12 protein-coding genes (1 of these 12 only partly in view) are annotated in these 16,164 nt (G+C 54.8%); 5 read left to right on the forward strand and 7 right to left on the reverse strand.

Annotated features, from left to right (window positions below):
* The 3 genes in view from CEE69_RS06265 to CEE69_RS06275 are tightly spaced (at most 48 nt apart) and all read right to left on the reverse strand, a layout consistent with a single transcriptional unit that may run on beyond the window.
* Positions 1-15, reverse strand: partial view of a DUF4870 domain-containing protein gene (locus tag CEE69_RS06265; protein WP_099259867.1) — the beginning only. Its footprint begins 333 nt before the window's first position; the window shows 15 of its 348 coding nt (coding positions 1-15); it begins with the start codon at positions 13-15; the stop codon falls past the left edge of the window.
* Between the two features lie 48 nt (positions 16-63).
* Complete coding sequence (locus CEE69_RS06270) at positions 64-618, reverse strand: GNAT family N-acetyltransferase (RefSeq protein WP_099259868.1); 555 nt, start codon at positions 616-618, stop codon at positions 64-66.
* Between the two features lie 42 nt (positions 619-660).
* The gene (locus CEE69_RS06275) at positions 661-1,410 is read right to left on the reverse strand and encodes a sulfite exporter TauE/SafE family protein (RefSeq protein ID WP_099259869.1); all 750 of its coding nucleotides are present in this window, start codon (positions 1,408-1,410) and stop codon (positions 661-663) included.
* 140 nt (positions 1,411-1,550) lie between these two features.
* On the opposite strand from CEE69_RS06275, the gene CEE69_RS06280 reads away from it, so the two are divergent.
* The 3 genes from CEE69_RS06280 to CEE69_RS06290 all read left to right on the forward strand — a co-directional run bounded on the left by CEE69_RS06280 (position 1,551) and on the right by CEE69_RS06290 (position 8,336).
* Positions 1,551-3,167, forward strand: a complete 1,617-nt coding sequence (locus CEE69_RS06280; RefSeq protein WP_099259870.1) for a neutral/alkaline non-lysosomal ceramidase N-terminal domain-containing protein — start codon at positions 1,551-1,553, stop codon at positions 3,165-3,167.
* A gap of 23 nt (positions 3,168-3,190) precedes the next feature.
* Complete coding sequence (locus CEE69_RS06285; protein WP_099259871.1) at positions 3,191-6,790, forward strand: family 16 glycoside hydrolase; 3,600 nt, start codon at positions 3,191-3,193, stop codon at positions 6,788-6,790.
* 67 nt (positions 6,791-6,857) lie between these two features.
* Positions 6,858-8,336, forward strand: coding sequence for a DUF7133 domain-containing protein (locus CEE69_RS06290; RefSeq protein ID WP_099259872.1), 1,479 nt, complete (start codon positions 6,858-6,860; stop codon positions 8,334-8,336).
* A 25-nt stretch (positions 8,337-8,361) separates the two neighbouring features.
* Here CEE69_RS06290 and CEE69_RS06295 read toward each other — a convergent pair whose 3' ends face one another.
* Positions 8,362-8,991 carry an RNA polymerase sigma factor gene (locus tag CEE69_RS06295; RefSeq protein WP_099259873.1) on the reverse strand — a complete coding sequence of 210 codons (630 nt, stop codon included), beginning with the start codon at positions 8,989-8,991 and terminating at the stop codon, positions 8,362-8,364.
* A gap of 80 nt (positions 8,992-9,071) precedes the next feature.
* Here CEE69_RS06295 and CEE69_RS06300 point away from each other — a divergent pair, with 80 nt between their 5' ends.
* Both CEE69_RS06300 and CEE69_RS06305 read left to right on the forward strand, forming a co-directional pair.
* Complete coding sequence (locus tag CEE69_RS06300; RefSeq protein ID WP_099259874.1) at positions 9,072-12,125, forward strand: protein kinase domain-containing protein; 3,054 nt, start codon at positions 9,072-9,074, stop codon at positions 12,123-12,125.
* 124 nt (positions 12,126-12,249) lie between these two features.
* Positions 12,250-12,948: a Uma2 family endonuclease gene (locus CEE69_RS06305; RefSeq protein ID WP_099259875.1), complete on the forward strand. Its 699-nt coding sequence runs from the start codon at positions 12,250-12,252 to the stop codon at positions 12,946-12,948.
* A 20-nt stretch (positions 12,949-12,968) separates the two neighbouring features.
* Here the strand turns inward: CEE69_RS06305 and CEE69_RS06310 are convergent, their stop codons facing one another.
* Genes CEE69_RS06310 through CEE69_RS06320 form a run of 3 tightly spaced genes read right to left on the reverse strand, consistent with a single transcriptional unit; the run spans position 12,969 to position 16,164 of the window.
* Positions 12,969-13,763, reverse strand: a complete 795-nt coding sequence (locus CEE69_RS06310) for a cupredoxin domain-containing protein (protein ID WP_099259953.1) — start codon at positions 13,761-13,763, stop codon at positions 12,969-12,971.
* Positions 13,760-14,479 (reverse strand): response regulator transcription factor, encoded by a 720-nt coding sequence (locus tag CEE69_RS06315; RefSeq protein WP_099259876.1) that lies wholly within the window; start codon positions 14,477-14,479, stop codon positions 13,760-13,762. The genes CEE69_RS06310 and CEE69_RS06315 overlap by 4 nt, the downstream gene beginning before the upstream one ends.
* Positions 14,476-16,164 carry a sensor histidine kinase gene (locus CEE69_RS06320; RefSeq protein ID WP_099259877.1) on the reverse strand — a complete coding sequence of 563 codons (1,689 nt, stop codon included), beginning with the start codon at positions 16,162-16,164 and terminating at the stop codon, positions 14,476-14,478. The genes CEE69_RS06315 and CEE69_RS06320 overlap by 4 nt, the downstream gene beginning before the upstream one ends.

A 16,164-nucleotide genomic window follows, 5' to 3' on the forward strand; every position in this document is an offset into this window, starting at 1 on the left:
TTGTTCGTATTGCATATTGGTTTCCTTGCAGCGTGGAATGGATCGGTTCAATTAGACAGGCTGTCATTCGTCTCCGATCAGGCGCTTGGATAGAAAAAGCGTTTCGCCAAGCTCCGAATTCAACTCGGTTCCGGCGAATCCGTTCTTCGAGTACAGCGAACGTGCGGGTCGATTGCCGCGATAGACTTCGAGGGTCACTTTGCAGCAGTTTCTTTCGTTTGCCAGATCGGTGATTGCCTGCATCAGCATCGAGCCAACTCCTTTTCCCCGATGCGGTGCGCTGACCATAACATCGTGCACATTCAAAACGGGAGCGGCGGCAAAGGTGGAGAAGACTTCAAAGCAGTTTGCCAATCCAATCGCTTCGCTCCGGTGATCGGGATGATTGATCATCGCGAAAAGTGAGACCGCATTGGGTCTCTGAGCCAATTCAGTGGCAACACGTTGTTGAGCCCGTTTGCTCAATCCGGGGCTTCCGATAGCTGGATCGTTTGCGTATTCCGAAAGCAATCTCAGCAAAGATTGGCGATGGGGTTCGTGCGTGTAGTCGACTCGAAGGATTTCGATGTCCATTTCGGATTGCTCTGAGTCGGTAGTGGATTGTGTTTCCATCGACATAAGGCAGCGGATTCCGGAGGAACGCGGTTGAAATCGTTCGGATCAAAACCAACCCATCAGTCGCACGGCGGCAATGGCCGTGAATCCCAGAAGAATGGCGTTGAACCAGGTTTGAGAAACTCGTGTGACGAGCCATTTTCCTGACAGCATTCCAATCGGAATCATCGGTGCCAGTGCAGCTCCGACTAACAATGTATCGGGTGAGATGAGCCCAAGGTTGTAGCTCAAGGGGAGCTTCAGAACGTTTAAAACCAAGAACAGCCAAGCGCTCGTTCCAATCAGCTCCCACTTTGGCAGGCTGACAGCGATCAGGTAGAGCGCTACCACGGGCCCCGCCGCATTGGCCAACATCGTTGTTAGACCTGCGAGCAACCCGAGGAATACCGAGAACCAGACTTGATGCGGAAATTTCTCGAATATCTTTGGCCTGAGTAGCCGTGCGGCTTGGACCGCGGTCAGCGCCAGGATGATTCCGCCGACAAGTGTCTTGAAGTATTCAGGATTCAGCCGGTCCATCATTGCCCAGCCGATCAAGATGCCCACCAACGTGGGTGGAAGCAATCGTCGGACATGTGACCAATCCGCTTTCCGCCCGAAGAATCCGATGGCGCATAGATCGCCAACCACTAGCATCGGAAGCAGGACACCGGTCGATTCCAAAGCTCCAAACACAAAGGCAAATAGCACGACATGCAGCATGCTGATGCCTGGGAAGCCAGATTTTGAAAACCCAATGCCGGTCGCTCCCACTGCCAACAGTGCGATTTGATCGGGAGTGAGGGATGAAAGCATTGAATTTTGTGTGAATCGAAGGTGCTGAGAGCCGGTGGGCAGGATTGGGAGTATCTACAATATGCACGGGTTCACGAACCCCACCCCACCAACCGACTCCGGTCCCCTCCCCAATGCCCGCCTCTCAAACTGGAAGAACCATGGCTCGTTCCTTGGATGTTTCCGCTCGCCTGATCAGTTTCTTCGGCGTCTGGCTGATTGGCTGCCTGATTTTGTTTGGCTCTTGGGGGGCAATCGCGAACGCGGAGGAGAGCGAGGCGAAGCATCCGGAGGCAGGATCGACTGCTATCCCGGATTTATTGATTGGTAGCGCCCAACAAGACATCACTCCGCCAACGGGATTTCCGATGTCGGGTTACTTTCACGAGCGGTTGGCGACCGAAACAAGTGATCCGCTCTTTGCAAAAGCGATGGTGATAGAGCAGGGCGACACAACCGTGGTTTGGGTGGTGTGCGATTTGGTTGGGGTCACTCGCGACTTGTACGAAGTGGTGTCGCGAAAATCGGAATCTTTGCATGGGATCCCAGCCGAAAACCACATTTTGTCGGCGACGCATTCTCACACCGCCCCCGATTACAAAGCTCATTTGGTTCGACATCTTCGCGGAGAACTGGAAACCGACGAAAGTGAGAGCCAGGATTCTCCGTACGCAACGAAGTTGGTTGACGGAATCGTCGGAGCAATCGGTGAAGCGATCTCGAACAAACGTTCCTCGAAAATCGTGGCCGGCAATGCAACCCAGACGGTGCCGGTTTCATTCAATCGACGATCGGTCATGAAAGATGGCAGCATTCGGACTTGGCAAGGTGAGTCCAATTCAGATCGACTTCACGCGGCTGGTCCGATCGATGATCAATTGGGCTTGGTTGCAGTGGTCGATTCAAAAAGTGGTCGACCGTTCACGATTTGCAGCAGCTATGCACTGCATTTGGACACTGTCGGGGGGACTCGATGGAGTGCCGATTATCCCGCTTTGATGCAGCGAGCTGTGGCTGAAAATTTCGGCGAGGATGTGCTGTCGATCTTTGGCGCCGGCACTTGTGGCGACATCAACCACTCCGACCCGTCTCGCAAAGAACGCAATTCGTGCGAATTCATCGGGCATGCGTTGGGAGAAACTTTGGTGGAAGAGGTCCGCTCGATGTTGTCGAAATCAATAGAGACATCGTCGGAACCATCACCGCAACTAAAATATCGCCATGCTGTGGTGCCGTTGCCGCTGCAGACATTGACGAAACAGAAGATCGCTCGAGCCAAGGCTTTGGTTCCTCGTGCGCGCGAGGGCGAAAAGATTGATTTCGAAGATCTCGTGGCTGCGAATCGTGACGTTCAATTGGATCGGCTTCGAAACGACCCCTCGTGGATTGATGACGACGATCCTGCGAATGTTTCACCGATGATCGCATGGCAGGGGATCGGTGATCGTTTGCCCGTCGAAGTTTCCACGATCACGTTGGGCGATGAGTTGGCGATGGTTTTCCTGCCCGGGGAGGTCTTTGTTGACTTGGGTTTGGCGATCAAACGACACTCACCATTCAAAACGACGCTGGTGATTGAATTGTCCAACTGTGTCGAAACCGCTTATCTGCCGACGCACGCAGCGTATGCGCAAGGCAGTTACGAGGTCATCAATTCCCGAACGAAACCCGGATCGGGTGAGAAGTTGGTTGCCGCAGCACTCTCTTTGTTGCGAAGTGCGGCTGCCGACGATGCTCCTGCAAAATACGAAACACTTTCTGAACTGACTGCCCGATGATTCTTACTTTGAAGACTTTCCTCATGCGAATGCATCTGCCGGTGCCGAATTTTCTGGCCGGACTGTTTGTTGTTTTTTGGTGCGTTGCGGGAGTGGCTTTCGTCTCGGCACAAGAACCCGCTGCCGATGATCCTGATCTGGAACTGCAAGGCGAGTACGTCGCGGAAGAAACTGGCGTCCAAGTCATCGCAATCGGGGACGGCGAGTTTGACGTTGTGATCTACGAAGGCGGCTTGCCTGGAGCTGGTGCAAAACCTTCGCCTCGAAAAATTGAGGCGGATGAAGATGTGCTTTTGGGTCTGTTCGATTCGATGAATCTGCGACGGGTCGAACGCGTCAGCAGCACGATGGGCCGGACCGCTCCCGCGAAAGCCACGGTGCTGTTCGATGGGACCAAAGATTCGGCGGAAGCGAACTGGGAAAACGGTCGCGTCAGTCCCGAAGGTTGGTTAATGCAGGGGACAACGAGCAAGCCGAAATTCCAAGACTTCACCCTGCACCTGGAGTTTCGGACGCCGTTCATGCCCAAGGCAACGGGCCAAAAGCGTGGCAACAGCGGTGTTTATCACCAAGGCCGCTACGAAACTCAGGTGTTGGATTCGTTTGGATTGGAAGGGCTCGATAACGAATGCGGTGCGATTTACACCGTCAGTGCTCCCGCGGTCAACGTTTGCTATCCGCCAATGCAGTGGCAGACCTACGATGTCGATTTCACGGCGGCGCGATTCGATGACGCAGGGAAGAAGGTCACTGATGCTCGAATGACCGTTCGTTTGAACGGAGTCATTGTTCAGAACAATGTTGTTGTGCCGAATGCGACTCGGGGCGCGAAATTGAAAGAGGGGCCCGAGCCGGGACCCATCTATTTGCAAGATCACGGGAACCAGGTTCGATACCGAAACATTTGGGTTTTGCCACGAGACGCGGAACGCGAAGCCAAACGTCCAATCGTTTCGGGCTTCGAACGTTTTGCTGGCACCAATGCATTGTCGTTGGCTGATGCGGGTGATGTGTTGATTGACAATTTGGCCTGCGGGTCTTGCCACGCAGCAGGAACATCGATGTTGCCTTCGCAGAGCGGTCCCGATTTGTCGCAGGTGTTCGGGCGAGTTCGCGCTGACGCCATCGTTGACATGATCGCAGATCCTCATGCCACCAAACGTGGCACAACAATGCCCGACCCATGGCCAGGAATGGAGGCGGCCGAACGACGGGAACGCGCGAAAGAAATCGCGAGCTATCTGCATTCGATCAACGATCAACCACTTGAAGATCGAATCGTCAGTGACAAGCTCGCTGATCGCGGCGAAAAGCTTTATCAAAAAGTGGGGTGTGCAGCCTGTCACTCGGCCGATCCCGCCAGTCCCAGTCCGATGTCGGTTCCGCTGGGCAAGCCACATCGGAAATACACGTTGCCGTCTCTGACGAAGTTCTTGAAAACGTGCAACCAACTTCGTCCGGGCTTGCGAATGCCAGCGATGGTCGGCACCGACGAAGAGATCATGGCGGTCGCGGCTTACCTGACTCGTGAGGTCACTGTGGGCGAAACCGCGGATGCATTCACTCGAACGGTTTACCACGGTTCATGGGATCAACTGCCAACGTTTGATTCGTTGGAACCAGTCTCCGAAGATCGAGTCAGCGGTCTGAAGTTCGATGACCTGAAACGAAGAAACAATTTCGCGATCGTTTACGAAACCGATTTGCATGTGAACTCGGACACCAAGTTGACTTTCTACTTGGCCAGCGACGACGGCAGTGCGCTCGAAATCGACGGCCATCGATTGGAGAACGATGGGATTCATCCTCACAAAACGGTCGAAGCCGAATACGAGTTGAAGGCTGGAGTCTATCCAGTTCGCGTGGAGTACTTTGATGGTGGAGGACAAACTTCGCTGAGCTTGGAAGTGGAAAGCGATTCCTTTGCTCGCGATGACATTGCCTATTGGGTCAGCAACACCGTCGGTGGAAAGCCGCTGGATTTGTTGCCAAGCGAATTTGTGGCGGACTCTTCTTTGATCGAAAAAGGAAGGCAGCAGTTCTATTCCGCCGGATGTGCCAATTGTCACTCGGTGGGTGAAGATAAGGCTTCCGAATTGCAATTGGTTCAAGCACCCGCGTTGGATCAGGCGAGCGAAGGGAAGGGCTGCTTGGCGGATGAAGTTTCGGCACCTGCAGTCAACTTTGCGTTGGGAGCTTCGCAGACGTCTGCGATTGAATCGGCACTGAAACGCCGACGCTCGGGACAACGCCCCAAGGTGACTGACGCTCGGCGTGTTCACATGACGATGGTGGGACTGAATTGTTATGCCTGTCACCAACGCGATGGTGTCGGCGGACCCGAGTTGTCGCGTGATGAGTCGTTTGTGTCGACGGTTCCCGAGATGGGATTGGAAGGCCGTTTGCCCCCGCAATTAACGGGTGTTGGGGACAAACTAACTCCGCAAACAATCACCGATGTCTTGAATCACGGTGCCAACCTTCGCAGCTACATGGGCACGCGAATGCCGGCGTTTGCATACGAGCCACTGCGAGACTGGCATGCTGCGGTGGGACGTTTGGACATGGACTCGACGGTTGAAGAAGCGGACACCACCGCCAGTGAATCGACGATCGTTTCCAACGGTCGCGAGCTTTGTGGGAATGACGGATTGGCGTGCATCAAGTGTCATAGTTTCGGTGGAGACACCGGGGGTGGATTGGGAGCGATTGATCTTTTGACGATGCCCAAACGACTTCGATACGAATGGTTCCAACGCTATTTGCAAAACCCGACGCTGTATCGACCTGGCACTCGGATGCCGAACAGTTTTGTGGATGGCAAGTCCGCGATCACCACAATTGAAGACGGGGACCCGGTCAACCAAACCGACGCGATTTGGAAGTATCTGTCGCTTGGCGACAAAGCCAAAGAACCTGTGGGGCTGAAGCAGGATGCGATTGTTTTGCAGCCGACCGAGCAAGCACTGCGGATCTATCGCAACTTCTTTACCGGGGTCAGTGCACGCGGAATCGGGATCGCCTTCCCAAACAAAACCAACCTGATTTGGGATGCCGAGCAAATGACGTTGGCTCGGGTTTGGAGGAATGGCTTCTTCGATGCATCGATGCACTGGCGTGGCCGAGGGCAAGGTCGCCAGGAACCTCTTGGGGATGCGGTCGCGATTCTGGAGGGGCAGTCAACGTTGGCGCAGCTTCCAAGCATCGCTGCAGTTTGGCCGGAGAAGTCGGCGAGGGCTCGTGACTTCCGTTTTGGCGGGTATCAATTGAGTGGCGGCGAAACCATCACCATTGGGTTTGCTCAAGGTGATTTGAAAGTGGAGGACACGATTTCATCGCAAACGCCGGCTGGTGAGAAACCATCGGCTCGACTGAGTCGAACGTTGACGATTTCGGTTCCTGCTGCGAATGGTAGCGAGCAGTGGGTATGGCAACCGACCGACCAGCCCATGGAACTCGTGGAAGAATCGAAAGGCGCGCAAGTTTTCCGAGTCAGCAACCAAACGAGTTTGCAGATTCAAGGCATACGGCTTGAGAAAGTAACGGTGGATGGCAAAGCGATTTGGCGTGCTGCTTTGCCGGCCGGGGAAGCATCGACGATCCAGCAGACAATTGCTTGGTGATGAATCTCCGACGCGTTGCTTTGAATTGACACTTTTGCCACCGAACTTTTAATTGACGACCTGAACGATGAACTTCATGCGAATTCGATTTTTGGCCAGCTTGGTTTTGCTGTTGAGCTTTGTCTCAGCGACCCGGGCGGATCAACCGAAGGAAAACGATTACTACACGATCACGACCTTCGAAACTCCGGAGGGCGAGGTCATCGAAGCGTGCGGCTTTGAATGGATGGAAGACGGTCGATTGGCGGTGTGTTCGCGCCGTGGCGACATCTTCATGATCGAGAATCCACTCGCTGAAAAAGTGACCGCGGATCAGTTCAGCGTGTTCGCTCGCGGGCTGCATGAACCACTCAGCTTGACCGAACAAGACGGTTGGTTGATCGCGACGCAGCGTCCTGAAATCACACGTTTGAAGGACACCGATGGCGATGGTGCGGCGGACGTTTTTCAGACGCATGCCGACGGATGGGGCGTGTCGGGTGACTACCACGAATACGCGTTTGGATCGAAACTCGATGCCAACGGTGACATGCTGATCACGTTGTGTTTGACCGGGTCGTTCAGCAGCAAAGTTCCGTTTCGGGGTTGGGCGATGAAGGTCACTTCGGACGGCCAAACCATTCCGTATTCCAGCGGCGTGCGCTCGCCCGGTGGGATGGGGACCGATTCGAACGGCAATGTTTTCTACACCGACAACCAAGGCCCTTGGAACGGAACGTGTGGTCTAAAAGTGCTGCGGGAAGGCAAGTTCATGGGCCATCCCGGTGGTTGGGATTGGTATGACGATGCACCGAACATGGGCAAGCGTCCTCAAGAGCCTGAAAGCGGCAGTCGCATTTTGACCGAAGCGGCCAAGATCCCAGAACTGGTCCCGACGGTGGTCATGTTCCCGTACAACAAAATGGGAAAGAGTGCGTCGGGCATCGTTTGCGATCAGTCAGGCGGCAAATTCGGTCCGTTCGAAAACCAATTGTTCGTGAGCGATCAGTCGCAGAGCACGGTCATGCGAGTCGACCTGGAAGAAGTCGATGGCGTCTGGCAGGGCGTTTGTTTTCCTTTCCGACGAGGGTTTGCCTCAGGAAATGTCGGGATGGAGATGGCTCCCAACGGATCGATGTTTGTTGGCGGGACCAACCGTGGTTGGGGATCAACCGGGCCGCGACCATTCGCGGTCGAACGGATGGATTGGACTGGGAAAGTCCCGTTTGAAATCAAACACATGAAGTCAACGGCAGATGGTTTCGATCTGGAATTCACTCAGCCTGTTGATGCGGCAACGGCGACCGATTTGGCTGGCTATGAGATCGAGACTTACACGTATGAGTACCGTTCGCAGTACGGCAGTCCAGAGGTGGATCCGACCAAACCCACGATCACATCGGCAACTGTTTTGGAGGACGGAATGCACGTGCGATTGGTGATCGACGGATTGCAACTCGGTCATGTTCACGAGCTTCATTCCAATGGAGTCCGCAACCAAGACGGCAACCCGCTCTTGCACCCTCAGGCGTACTACACCCTGAATAAGATCAACGAGGCCAACTGATTCAGGGCAATGACTTGCCGTTGATCTATTCCGGCAGCTCCGCCATCCGTTTGCGAAGTCGGCGAAGCACTCGCGACTTCGCTTGGTAAACGCTGGCCACGGAAAGGCCCAACTTGTCTGCGACCGTTGATGCAGGTTGCTGATCGACGGTGGTGGCCCAGAACGCTTGCCAGGTCCTGGTTTCAAATTCGGATTCGACCGATGCCATGACCTGTCGGATCAGTGGGCTTTCGATTGACGCGGGGCAAATGGTGGAATCCAGCGTGTCGGCAATTTCTTGCTCACCGATTTGATGCAATTGATCGAGCGCTTCGCTGCCTCCGATCGCTCGTCCATCAGCCTCAGCCAGTTTGTTGAGCCTTCGAAAGTGATCACGAACGCGATTGCGTGTGATCGTGGCCAACCAAGAACGAAAACTGCCTTCTTGCTTTTTTCTTTGGAAGTCGCCAATGCCTCGGGCCACGGATGCAAAGACTTCTTGCACCACATCGGGTGCATCGGATGCAGGAATTCCTGAGGTCCGACACCAGCGGTAGACGATCGGGCCGAAGGTGCCGACCAAACGGGTCCAGCTTTCGGCATCCATCTGTTTGACGCCGGAAATCAGCATCGATGACAGGGTGGGATGTTCGTTCGAGGGCGACGTGTGGCTCATGAAAAAGATTTTATCAGTAAATGGTGTCAGACGCCTGCGTTCATCCTGGTGCGTTACCTTAACTATCCCGGAGGACACCCATGATGACCGCAACTGAATGCCCGTCGATCGAACGATTGAAGGATTTGACGCTGGGCCGATTGGCCGAAGAAGACAGCGACTCAATGCTGGACCACCTTCGCGATTGTGAAGTTTGCCAATCTGAATTGGAAACGATCGGCGATGGCGAGGACTCTTTGATCCAAGCCATCCGATCGCCCGATGACGCTTCGGAATGGATTCTCGAGCCACAATGCGACGTGGCCGTGATCGCTGCTTTGGGTGCGATCGGAATTGGCCAGCAGTCACCCACCGTCTCGGAAATGCCGGCTTTTCCGGTCTCGATCGGTGAATATGAAATCGTTCGGCCGTTGGGCCGCGGTGGAATGGGCAATGTTTATTTGGCTCGTCATACCAAACTGGGCCGCCTGGTCGCACTCAAGGTCTTGGCCGGGCATCGTCTCGCGGATGCCAAAATGAAGGAGCGGTTTGAGGCTGAGATGCGGGCCGTGGGACAGTTGAGTCACCCTGGGATCGTCACGGCCCATGACGCTCGTGAAATCGATGGCACAGCGGTATTGATCACCGAATTCATTGACGGAATGGATTTGGCTCAGTTGGTTTCGCGAACCGGGCCGATCGGCGTTGCGGACGCTTGTGATCTGATTCGCCAAGTGGCCGTCGCACTGCAATACACCAGCGACCAAGGTTTCGTTCACCGCGACGTCAAACCGTCGAACATCATGCTGGGCCATTCCGGCGAAGTGAAGTTGTTGGATCTGGGATTGGCTCGTTTGCAGGAGCCTCGTCACGAAACATCAGGCTTGACCGGCACCGGACAAGCGATGGGGACAGCGGATTACATTGCCCCCGAGCAGGTCACGGACAGTCGTGGTGTCGACGTTCGCGCCGACATTTATTCGCTTGGCTGCACTTTGTTTAAGTTACTGACCGGGCATGCACCGTTTGCTGGGCCGCAATGCACGACCGCGTTTGCCAAGATGACCGCTCATGTTTCCTCGCCACCGCCGGTGCTCAGCGATTTCTTGACCGATGCACCCGCTGGGTTGAACAAGTTGGTTGCATCGATGTTGGACAAAGACCAAACATCGCGACCACAAACGCCGATGCAGGTCGCTGAAAAGCTAAAGCCATTTGCGAGTGACGCCAATCTGTCTGGTTTGATCGCTCGTGCCGGAACAGCCTCGTCCGAGCGTGCGCCCGCCAGCCATCCAGAAACCAAGGTTTCGTCCCAGACACAAAGTTGGCGGCGACGATCGGTGCCCATCACCGCGGCGATCGCCGCCGGATTTTTTGGGTTGTTCATTGGATTGATGAGTGGTGTGCTGATCCGCATCAAGATGCCCGACGGTTCGGTCGTGACTGTGAACGCACCTGATGGAAGCGAAGTCAGCGTCGTCCCCAATGCATCGCCAGACATACCATCTGAAAACATCGCATCGCCGGCCGTTACCACTTCCGAAGACCAACGTGAAGAAGCGTTCCTGAAATTCGCGATTTTGGCAACCGAAGAAGAAATGCGGGAGTACGGTTCGAAATATGAGGGGCTTCCGGAGGATTTCGATGTCATCCGAGATGGTTTTCGATGGTATGCAGTTGATCCTGATGCTGACCTTTCTTCGCCGTTACGCATCAATGGGAATGCGTTGCATTTGGTCCGTGAGGCTGGTTCGCTGGCAATCGATCAAGACAAGCTTCGCGAGCAAATCGAAATGGCTCAAGCAAAGGGCAATGAGCAGATCGAGCTTCGACTGAGCGAGGCTGCTGGGGAGTCGCTGCGTGAACTCACCCGCAACAACATGCGACGAAGGTTGGCGATCATCGTCAACGGGAAGATCCGAATGGCACCGACGATCATGGCGGAAGTGGGCCGTGACATTGCAATCACGGGTCGGTTTACCCAGGAAGAAATCAGCTTCTTGATGGATGCGTTGAACAGTGGACTCGTTCAGCCACTGTCAGAAGTAGGGGTTGTGACACGGGCACCAATCGATATCTGGCGTCTTCAAGGCGTTTGGAAAATCAGTGATGAGCCAGCGGGCAGGTTGCTTGCGTTCGATAATTCAGGATTCTTGGTGGCGACCGATCAGTGGATTCGAGCGGCCGGGAAGATGACTGTCATGCCTCACCGTGACCAATGGATGGAAGTTCACTTTGAAAACTCGTTCCCAGGGGGGCCTCAGGGAGACCCGGTCTACATGGTTCGGTTTTTGAATGGAGATAAACTGGAGCTTGGGTCGAAGACGCTGCAGCCGCTTTCGTCATTGGACTTTACCGGTTCCTATCAGGTCGAGAACATTCGTGTCGCCGAACGCATTGGAAGCATTCCGACCGAAATGACTGAAGTGAAAGCACTGATGGATTCGCCAGTCGTGTCGAAAGCTGATGCCATCGAGCGCCAATCGATCAACTCTGCACTCTTGTTGATAATGCAAGCAAAGATTGAAGGCGTGGACTTCTGGGTCCAGGCAGGTGAACGCGATGTCCAGTCCACCAATCAATTGAAGCAAATGGGCCTTGCCTTTCACAACTTTGCGTCGGCTTATCGCAAGTTTCCTGCGTCGGCATCGATGGCGAGAGAGGGAGCGATTGGAATCAACGACCAATCCGAGTTGAAGCCGTTTTCTTGGCGAGTGGCGATTCTGCCTTTCATTGAGCAACAGGAGTTGTTCGAGCAGTATCATTTCGACGAACCGTGGGACAGCGAAGCGAACTTGAAGTTGCTGGCGAAGATGCCTTCCACCTATCGAAGTCCCGATGCGGCGGAAGACCAACCCGTTGGGCATGCCAACTATCAAGGCATCGCCGATGGTGGCAGTGCATTGGGCATCGACGATGGTGTCAAATTCAGAGACATCCGAGACGGGACGGTCAACACGTTGCTAATTTTGGAAACGAAATCGTCAGTTCCTTGGACGAAGCCGCAAGATCTCAGTGAGTTGCCGAAGTTTGCTGATGATGCCGTTCTTCGGTATCTGATGGCCGATGGATCCGCGAGGACGATGGATCCGGTGGACGAAGAAAAACTGAAGGCTTTGGTCACACGGGACGGTGGAGAACGCATTGAACCTTGAATTGGCTTCAATCGGTCGTGTCTTCTGCGATCCGCCGTTGGGCGTGGCGAGTTCAACGGAGTCTGTTGGGTCAGGCAGGGCCTTTCGTTTGAGATCACCGTTCGATTTGAGTTAGAATGTGACCATGCAAATTCCCAGTCTTCCCAATGCCACCGCGAATGCGGCTTTGCCTCTCAGTGTCGCTGACACGCTGACGGACCTGGGAGGCATTTCGTCCGATCGATTGCGGGTGGTTGAAGCCTCCAGGTCCGCCACAGCGGAGGATCTTGCCATCCTTCACGCTCAGGGCGTGATGTGCGAACTCGTCGATGGCCAATTGGTGGAGAAGCAGATGGGGTTCAAAGAATCACTGCTGGCGGCTGTGTTGATCGAATTTTTGAGTGCATTTGCGAGGCAACACAAGCTGGGCATCGTCTCGGGGCCGGATGGTTTTGTGACCCTCTTTCCAGATCTGATTCGCGGTCCCGATGTGGCTTTTTTGTCCTGGGATCGGCTCCCGGGCGGACGATTGCCGGAGGAGGCGTTTCCCCGAATTGTTCCTGATTTGGTGGTGGAGGTTCTCAGTCCGGGGAACACTCGGGCGGAAATGGCTCGCAAACGTCGCGAATATTTTCACGCGGGCGTCCGGTTGGTTTGGACGGTGGATTCCATTCGAAGGTCCGTTGCAGTCTTCACCTCGGCGACGCAGTCCTCGGTACTTGGTGAAACGGAATCACTCGATGGTGGCGAGGTGCTGCCCGGGCTGAAGATCAACTTGGCGGAAGTGTTCGCAGTTCTTGACGGTCCAGACGTGGACGAGAGTCCTACCGTCGCAAACGGTTAATTGAGCAGCATTCCTCGTTGTCACTGTCCGGTTGATACTGCTGTTTGAATGCTCGCAAAGTTCTCGGGTGAAAGCTTCACCTGACCCAGGTCGTTGATGCCTTCGGCCAAGGTGACCTGGAATCGATTGCGGTCCCACTGTTGAACGTTGCCATCGATCGTGATGTTGGTCAGGTGGCGGGCGTCTTCATGGAAGACGCGAAAAGTGAGTTCCTGGTTCTCGGGAAGACCCTTGATTTCAATCCGTCCTTGCGCGTCGCTGACGGCAGCGTAGGGGTGATCGAGAACGACCAACCAAGCTCGCATCCAAGGGTGAATGTTGCAGTCAATCGGTAGCGGTGCGGGCTCTGCCTGTTGTAACGAATAGTCGCGATTGTTGCCGGCAGGAATGAGGATACCCGAGTGATTGTTTCGAATGAAATTGATGTTGATGTTGTGACCAACCTTGGCCTCTGACACATCGCAGACCAATTTGTCTCCGCTTTGAGCAAGAACCACACGCGGTTCAAGACGGCAGCCTTTTGCCCGTAGATTTCGAGTTTGCTTGGATGGTTTGGAAGCAGGCAATTGCGTTCCTCCACGACCGGTGTAGAGGTACACCACCACATTCTGAATACCTTTTGTTTCCTGGTCCACCAGCAGACGCTCATCGAGCAAATTCAATTGACCGCACACCGCTTTGTCCCGGTCGACATCGAGCGGTTTGGGAATGGGGGCTGGACCATCGAACAAGAATTGCAATCGCAGGTCAGCAGCATGAGCGGAAGCACAGCGGCAGATGAGAAGGCAAGCGATCGAAAGGATGAGTGTTTTCATGTGCGAGGTTCGCATTCGCATCGGTAACCGATGCCGTAGACAGTTTGGATGATTCGGGGGTGTTTGGGATCGATCTCAATTCGCTTGCGAAGTTGGCTGACCGTTTGGTCGACGGTTCGGCTGTTGGGGACTCGGTTCTGCCCCCAGCATTCTTGGAAGAGCGTTTGGCGATGCACCACGTCGCCGTCGGCATCATGCAACAGAATCAGGATCTGTAGTTCGCGAGCGGTGAGTTCAATCACTGTATCGCCGCGGGTCGCTCGCAGTTTGGCGGGAGTGATTTGCAAGTTATCCATGTTGAAGGCGAGATGGGCGGTGGGGTCTTTCGAGTCCGGTGCTGAACTCGTTTCTGGTTGGCAGCGTCTGAGGACCGCTTTGACACGGGCGATGACTTCGTGGGACCCAAATGGCTTGCTGATGTAGTCGTCTGCACCCAGCTCAAAACCAACCACTTTATCGATCTCTTCCCCTTTGGCGGTGATGAAGATGACGGGCGTTTGTTTGTCGTTGGCTCGCAAGAGTCGGCAGACGTCATAGCCGCTTTTCATTGGCATCATCACGTCCAAACAGACCAAATCAAATTTCTTTGACTCCATCATCTTGGATGCGGACAGTCCATCGCCAACCGTGGCCACGTCGTAGCCTTCGGCTTGGAGTAGTTCTTCCAGCGCCGCGCGGGTGTGGCGGTCATCTTCCGCGATCAGAATCCGAGTCATGGTCGTTTCGTTTGGGATGCTGAGGGACGATGTTCAGTTAAGGGCACCGGTTGCAACGTGAAGCGAAAATGCGAGCCACGCTCGGAAGGAATCCACATTAGTTCGCCACCGTGACGACGAGCCGCGTTGCGAGCGATCGCCAGTCCAAGGCCCGTGCCTGCTGGTGCCGACAAGGAATCGTCGAGTCGTTCGAAGGGTTGAAAGATACGTTTGGCTTCCGGCTTGCTGATCCCGGGACCATCGTCGATCACGTTGATGGTGATCATCGTTGGCGTTTGCGAACTCGTGATCGTGACTTGTTCACCCGAGGCGGCGTACTTTTCGACGTTGCTCAGCAAATTCACCAGGACCAGTTCGATCACGTCGGTGTCGATTTGAATCGCTTCGGCGGCGTTCAATTCCAAGTCGGATTGAATCTCAAGGCTCTCCATCGCTGGGGAAAAACTCTCCACGACACGACGGATGATTTGATCGGGAACTTCACGGGTCGGATGCAGTTTTCCTTTGCCGGAAACCATGTCGAGGACACCCGTGACCAACCGTGAGAGCCGCTGACTTTCCTCTTCGATTACATCCAACCGTTCGAGCAGCTTTGGGTGTTGGCTTGTTTTATTGGGTGAAAGATCGGCGTCGGTATCGAGGTCTCGTTTGGCGAGCTCGGCGTACAAGCGAATGTTGGTCAACGGCGTTCGCAACTCGTGCGACACATGGCTGGCGAAGCTGACGCGTTGTTGAGCCAAAGCCATTTGCCGACGAATCGTTGTCAGGACATACACGCCGAGCAATAGCATCGTGGTCGCGAGCGCCAGCAAGGTTGCCAGCAATGGAATGGTTCCGTCGGCCAGCCATCCCGGATTGGGTGTGATGGATGGTGTGTAGAGCAACCGCCATCCGTTCCAGGGTGACTCCATCCGAATGGTTGCCAGCGGTTGGGATTGGTTGGTTGCATTCGAGGAATCTCCCCAGCGGTACACCGTTCGATCGGTGCTGTCTCGCAGTTCGTAACGACCGGATTTGTCCGAAGACGAGGCGGGCAAGGCTTCGACAAGGTCGGCCATCCATCGCCCTCGTTCCAGAACGATTCCGGTGGCGGTCTGGTCGGATCGCGGCAACCAGAGCACCAATTGCAGGCCGTCCTCGTGGAACCAACTTTGCCAGCGAGTGCTGGTGGTTGATGAGGTGCTTGCGAACGATGATTTTGACGTCCGAGAATTTCGTGACCGCAAGAGGTTTTGCTTGATGGACGACAAGGATCCGGAGTTACCTCGAGGAGCATTGGCTTCCTCGATTTCTCCAATCGGTCGACCGCGAGCGAGTTCACTCAGGGCGGCGTGCCACAACGTTTCTGATGTTTCGTCGACAACAGGTTTGCGAGGGTAGATCAAACGCCCATCGCGATCGACCAACAAGACCGAGCGAACGATGGGCGTAGAACGGCGAAGCTCAGCGAGCTGATCTAAGTCACGATCGGCAACGCGAAGTTGGTTGCCTAAATCGGATTCATATCGCTGGGCGATGGGACGCAAGTTGGAACTCAAGTCCCGCAGTCGCCCAGCGAAGAGTTCCTGCAGTTGGTCACGTTGCTGCTGTTGTTGCCGCGCGAGCGTGGCGGTTCCGAACCAGCCGATCAAGATCAGCGGCGAAACGATGAGCAACAGCAATGCGAGAACGTGACGGAGAAGCAA

Source organism: Rhodopirellula bahusiensis, assembly GCF_002727185.1.
GTDB classification, from domain to species: Bacteria; Planctomycetota; Planctomycetia; order Pirellulales; family Pirellulaceae; genus Rhodopirellula; species Rhodopirellula bahusiensis.

What these genes read in the sequence shown, in the direction of transcription:
- CEE69_RS06270 (WP_099259868.1), bottom strand. Translation starts at nt 618, where the DNA reads ATGTCGATGGAAACACAATCCACTACCGACTCAGAGCAATCCGAAATG.
- CEE69_RS06275 (WP_099259869.1), bottom strand. Translation starts at nt 1,410, where the DNA reads ATGCTTTCATCCCTCACTCCCGATCAAATCGCACTGTTGGCAGTGGGA.
- CEE69_RS06280 (WP_099259870.1), top strand. Translation starts at nt 1,551, where the DNA reads ATGGCTCGTTCCTTGGATGTTTCCGCTCGCCTGATCAGTTTCTTCGGC.
- CEE69_RS06285 (WP_099259871.1), top strand. Translation starts at nt 3,191, where the DNA reads ATGCGAATGCATCTGCCGGTGCCGAATTTTCTGGCCGGACTGTTTGTT.
- CEE69_RS06290 (WP_099259872.1), top strand. Translation starts at nt 6,858, where the DNA reads ATGAACTTCATGCGAATTCGATTTTTGGCCAGCTTGGTTTTGCTGTTG.
- CEE69_RS06295 (WP_099259873.1), bottom strand. Translation starts at nt 8,991, where the DNA reads ATGAGCCACACGTCGCCCTCGAACGAACATCCCACCCTGTCATCGATG.
- CEE69_RS06300 (WP_099259874.1), top strand. Translation starts at nt 9,072, where the DNA reads ATGATGACCGCAACTGAATGCCCGTCGATCGAACGATTGAAGGATTTG.
- CEE69_RS06305 (WP_099259875.1), top strand. Translation starts at nt 12,250, where the DNA reads ATGCAAATTCCCAGTCTTCCCAATGCCACCGCGAATGCGGCTTTGCCT.
- CEE69_RS06310 (WP_099259953.1), bottom strand. Translation starts at nt 13,763, where the DNA reads ATGAAAACACTCATCCTTTCGATCGCTTGCCTTCTCATCTGCCGCTGT.
- CEE69_RS06315 (WP_099259876.1), bottom strand. Translation starts at nt 14,479, where the DNA reads ATGACTCGGATTCTGATCGCGGAAGATGACCGCCACACCCGCGCGGCG.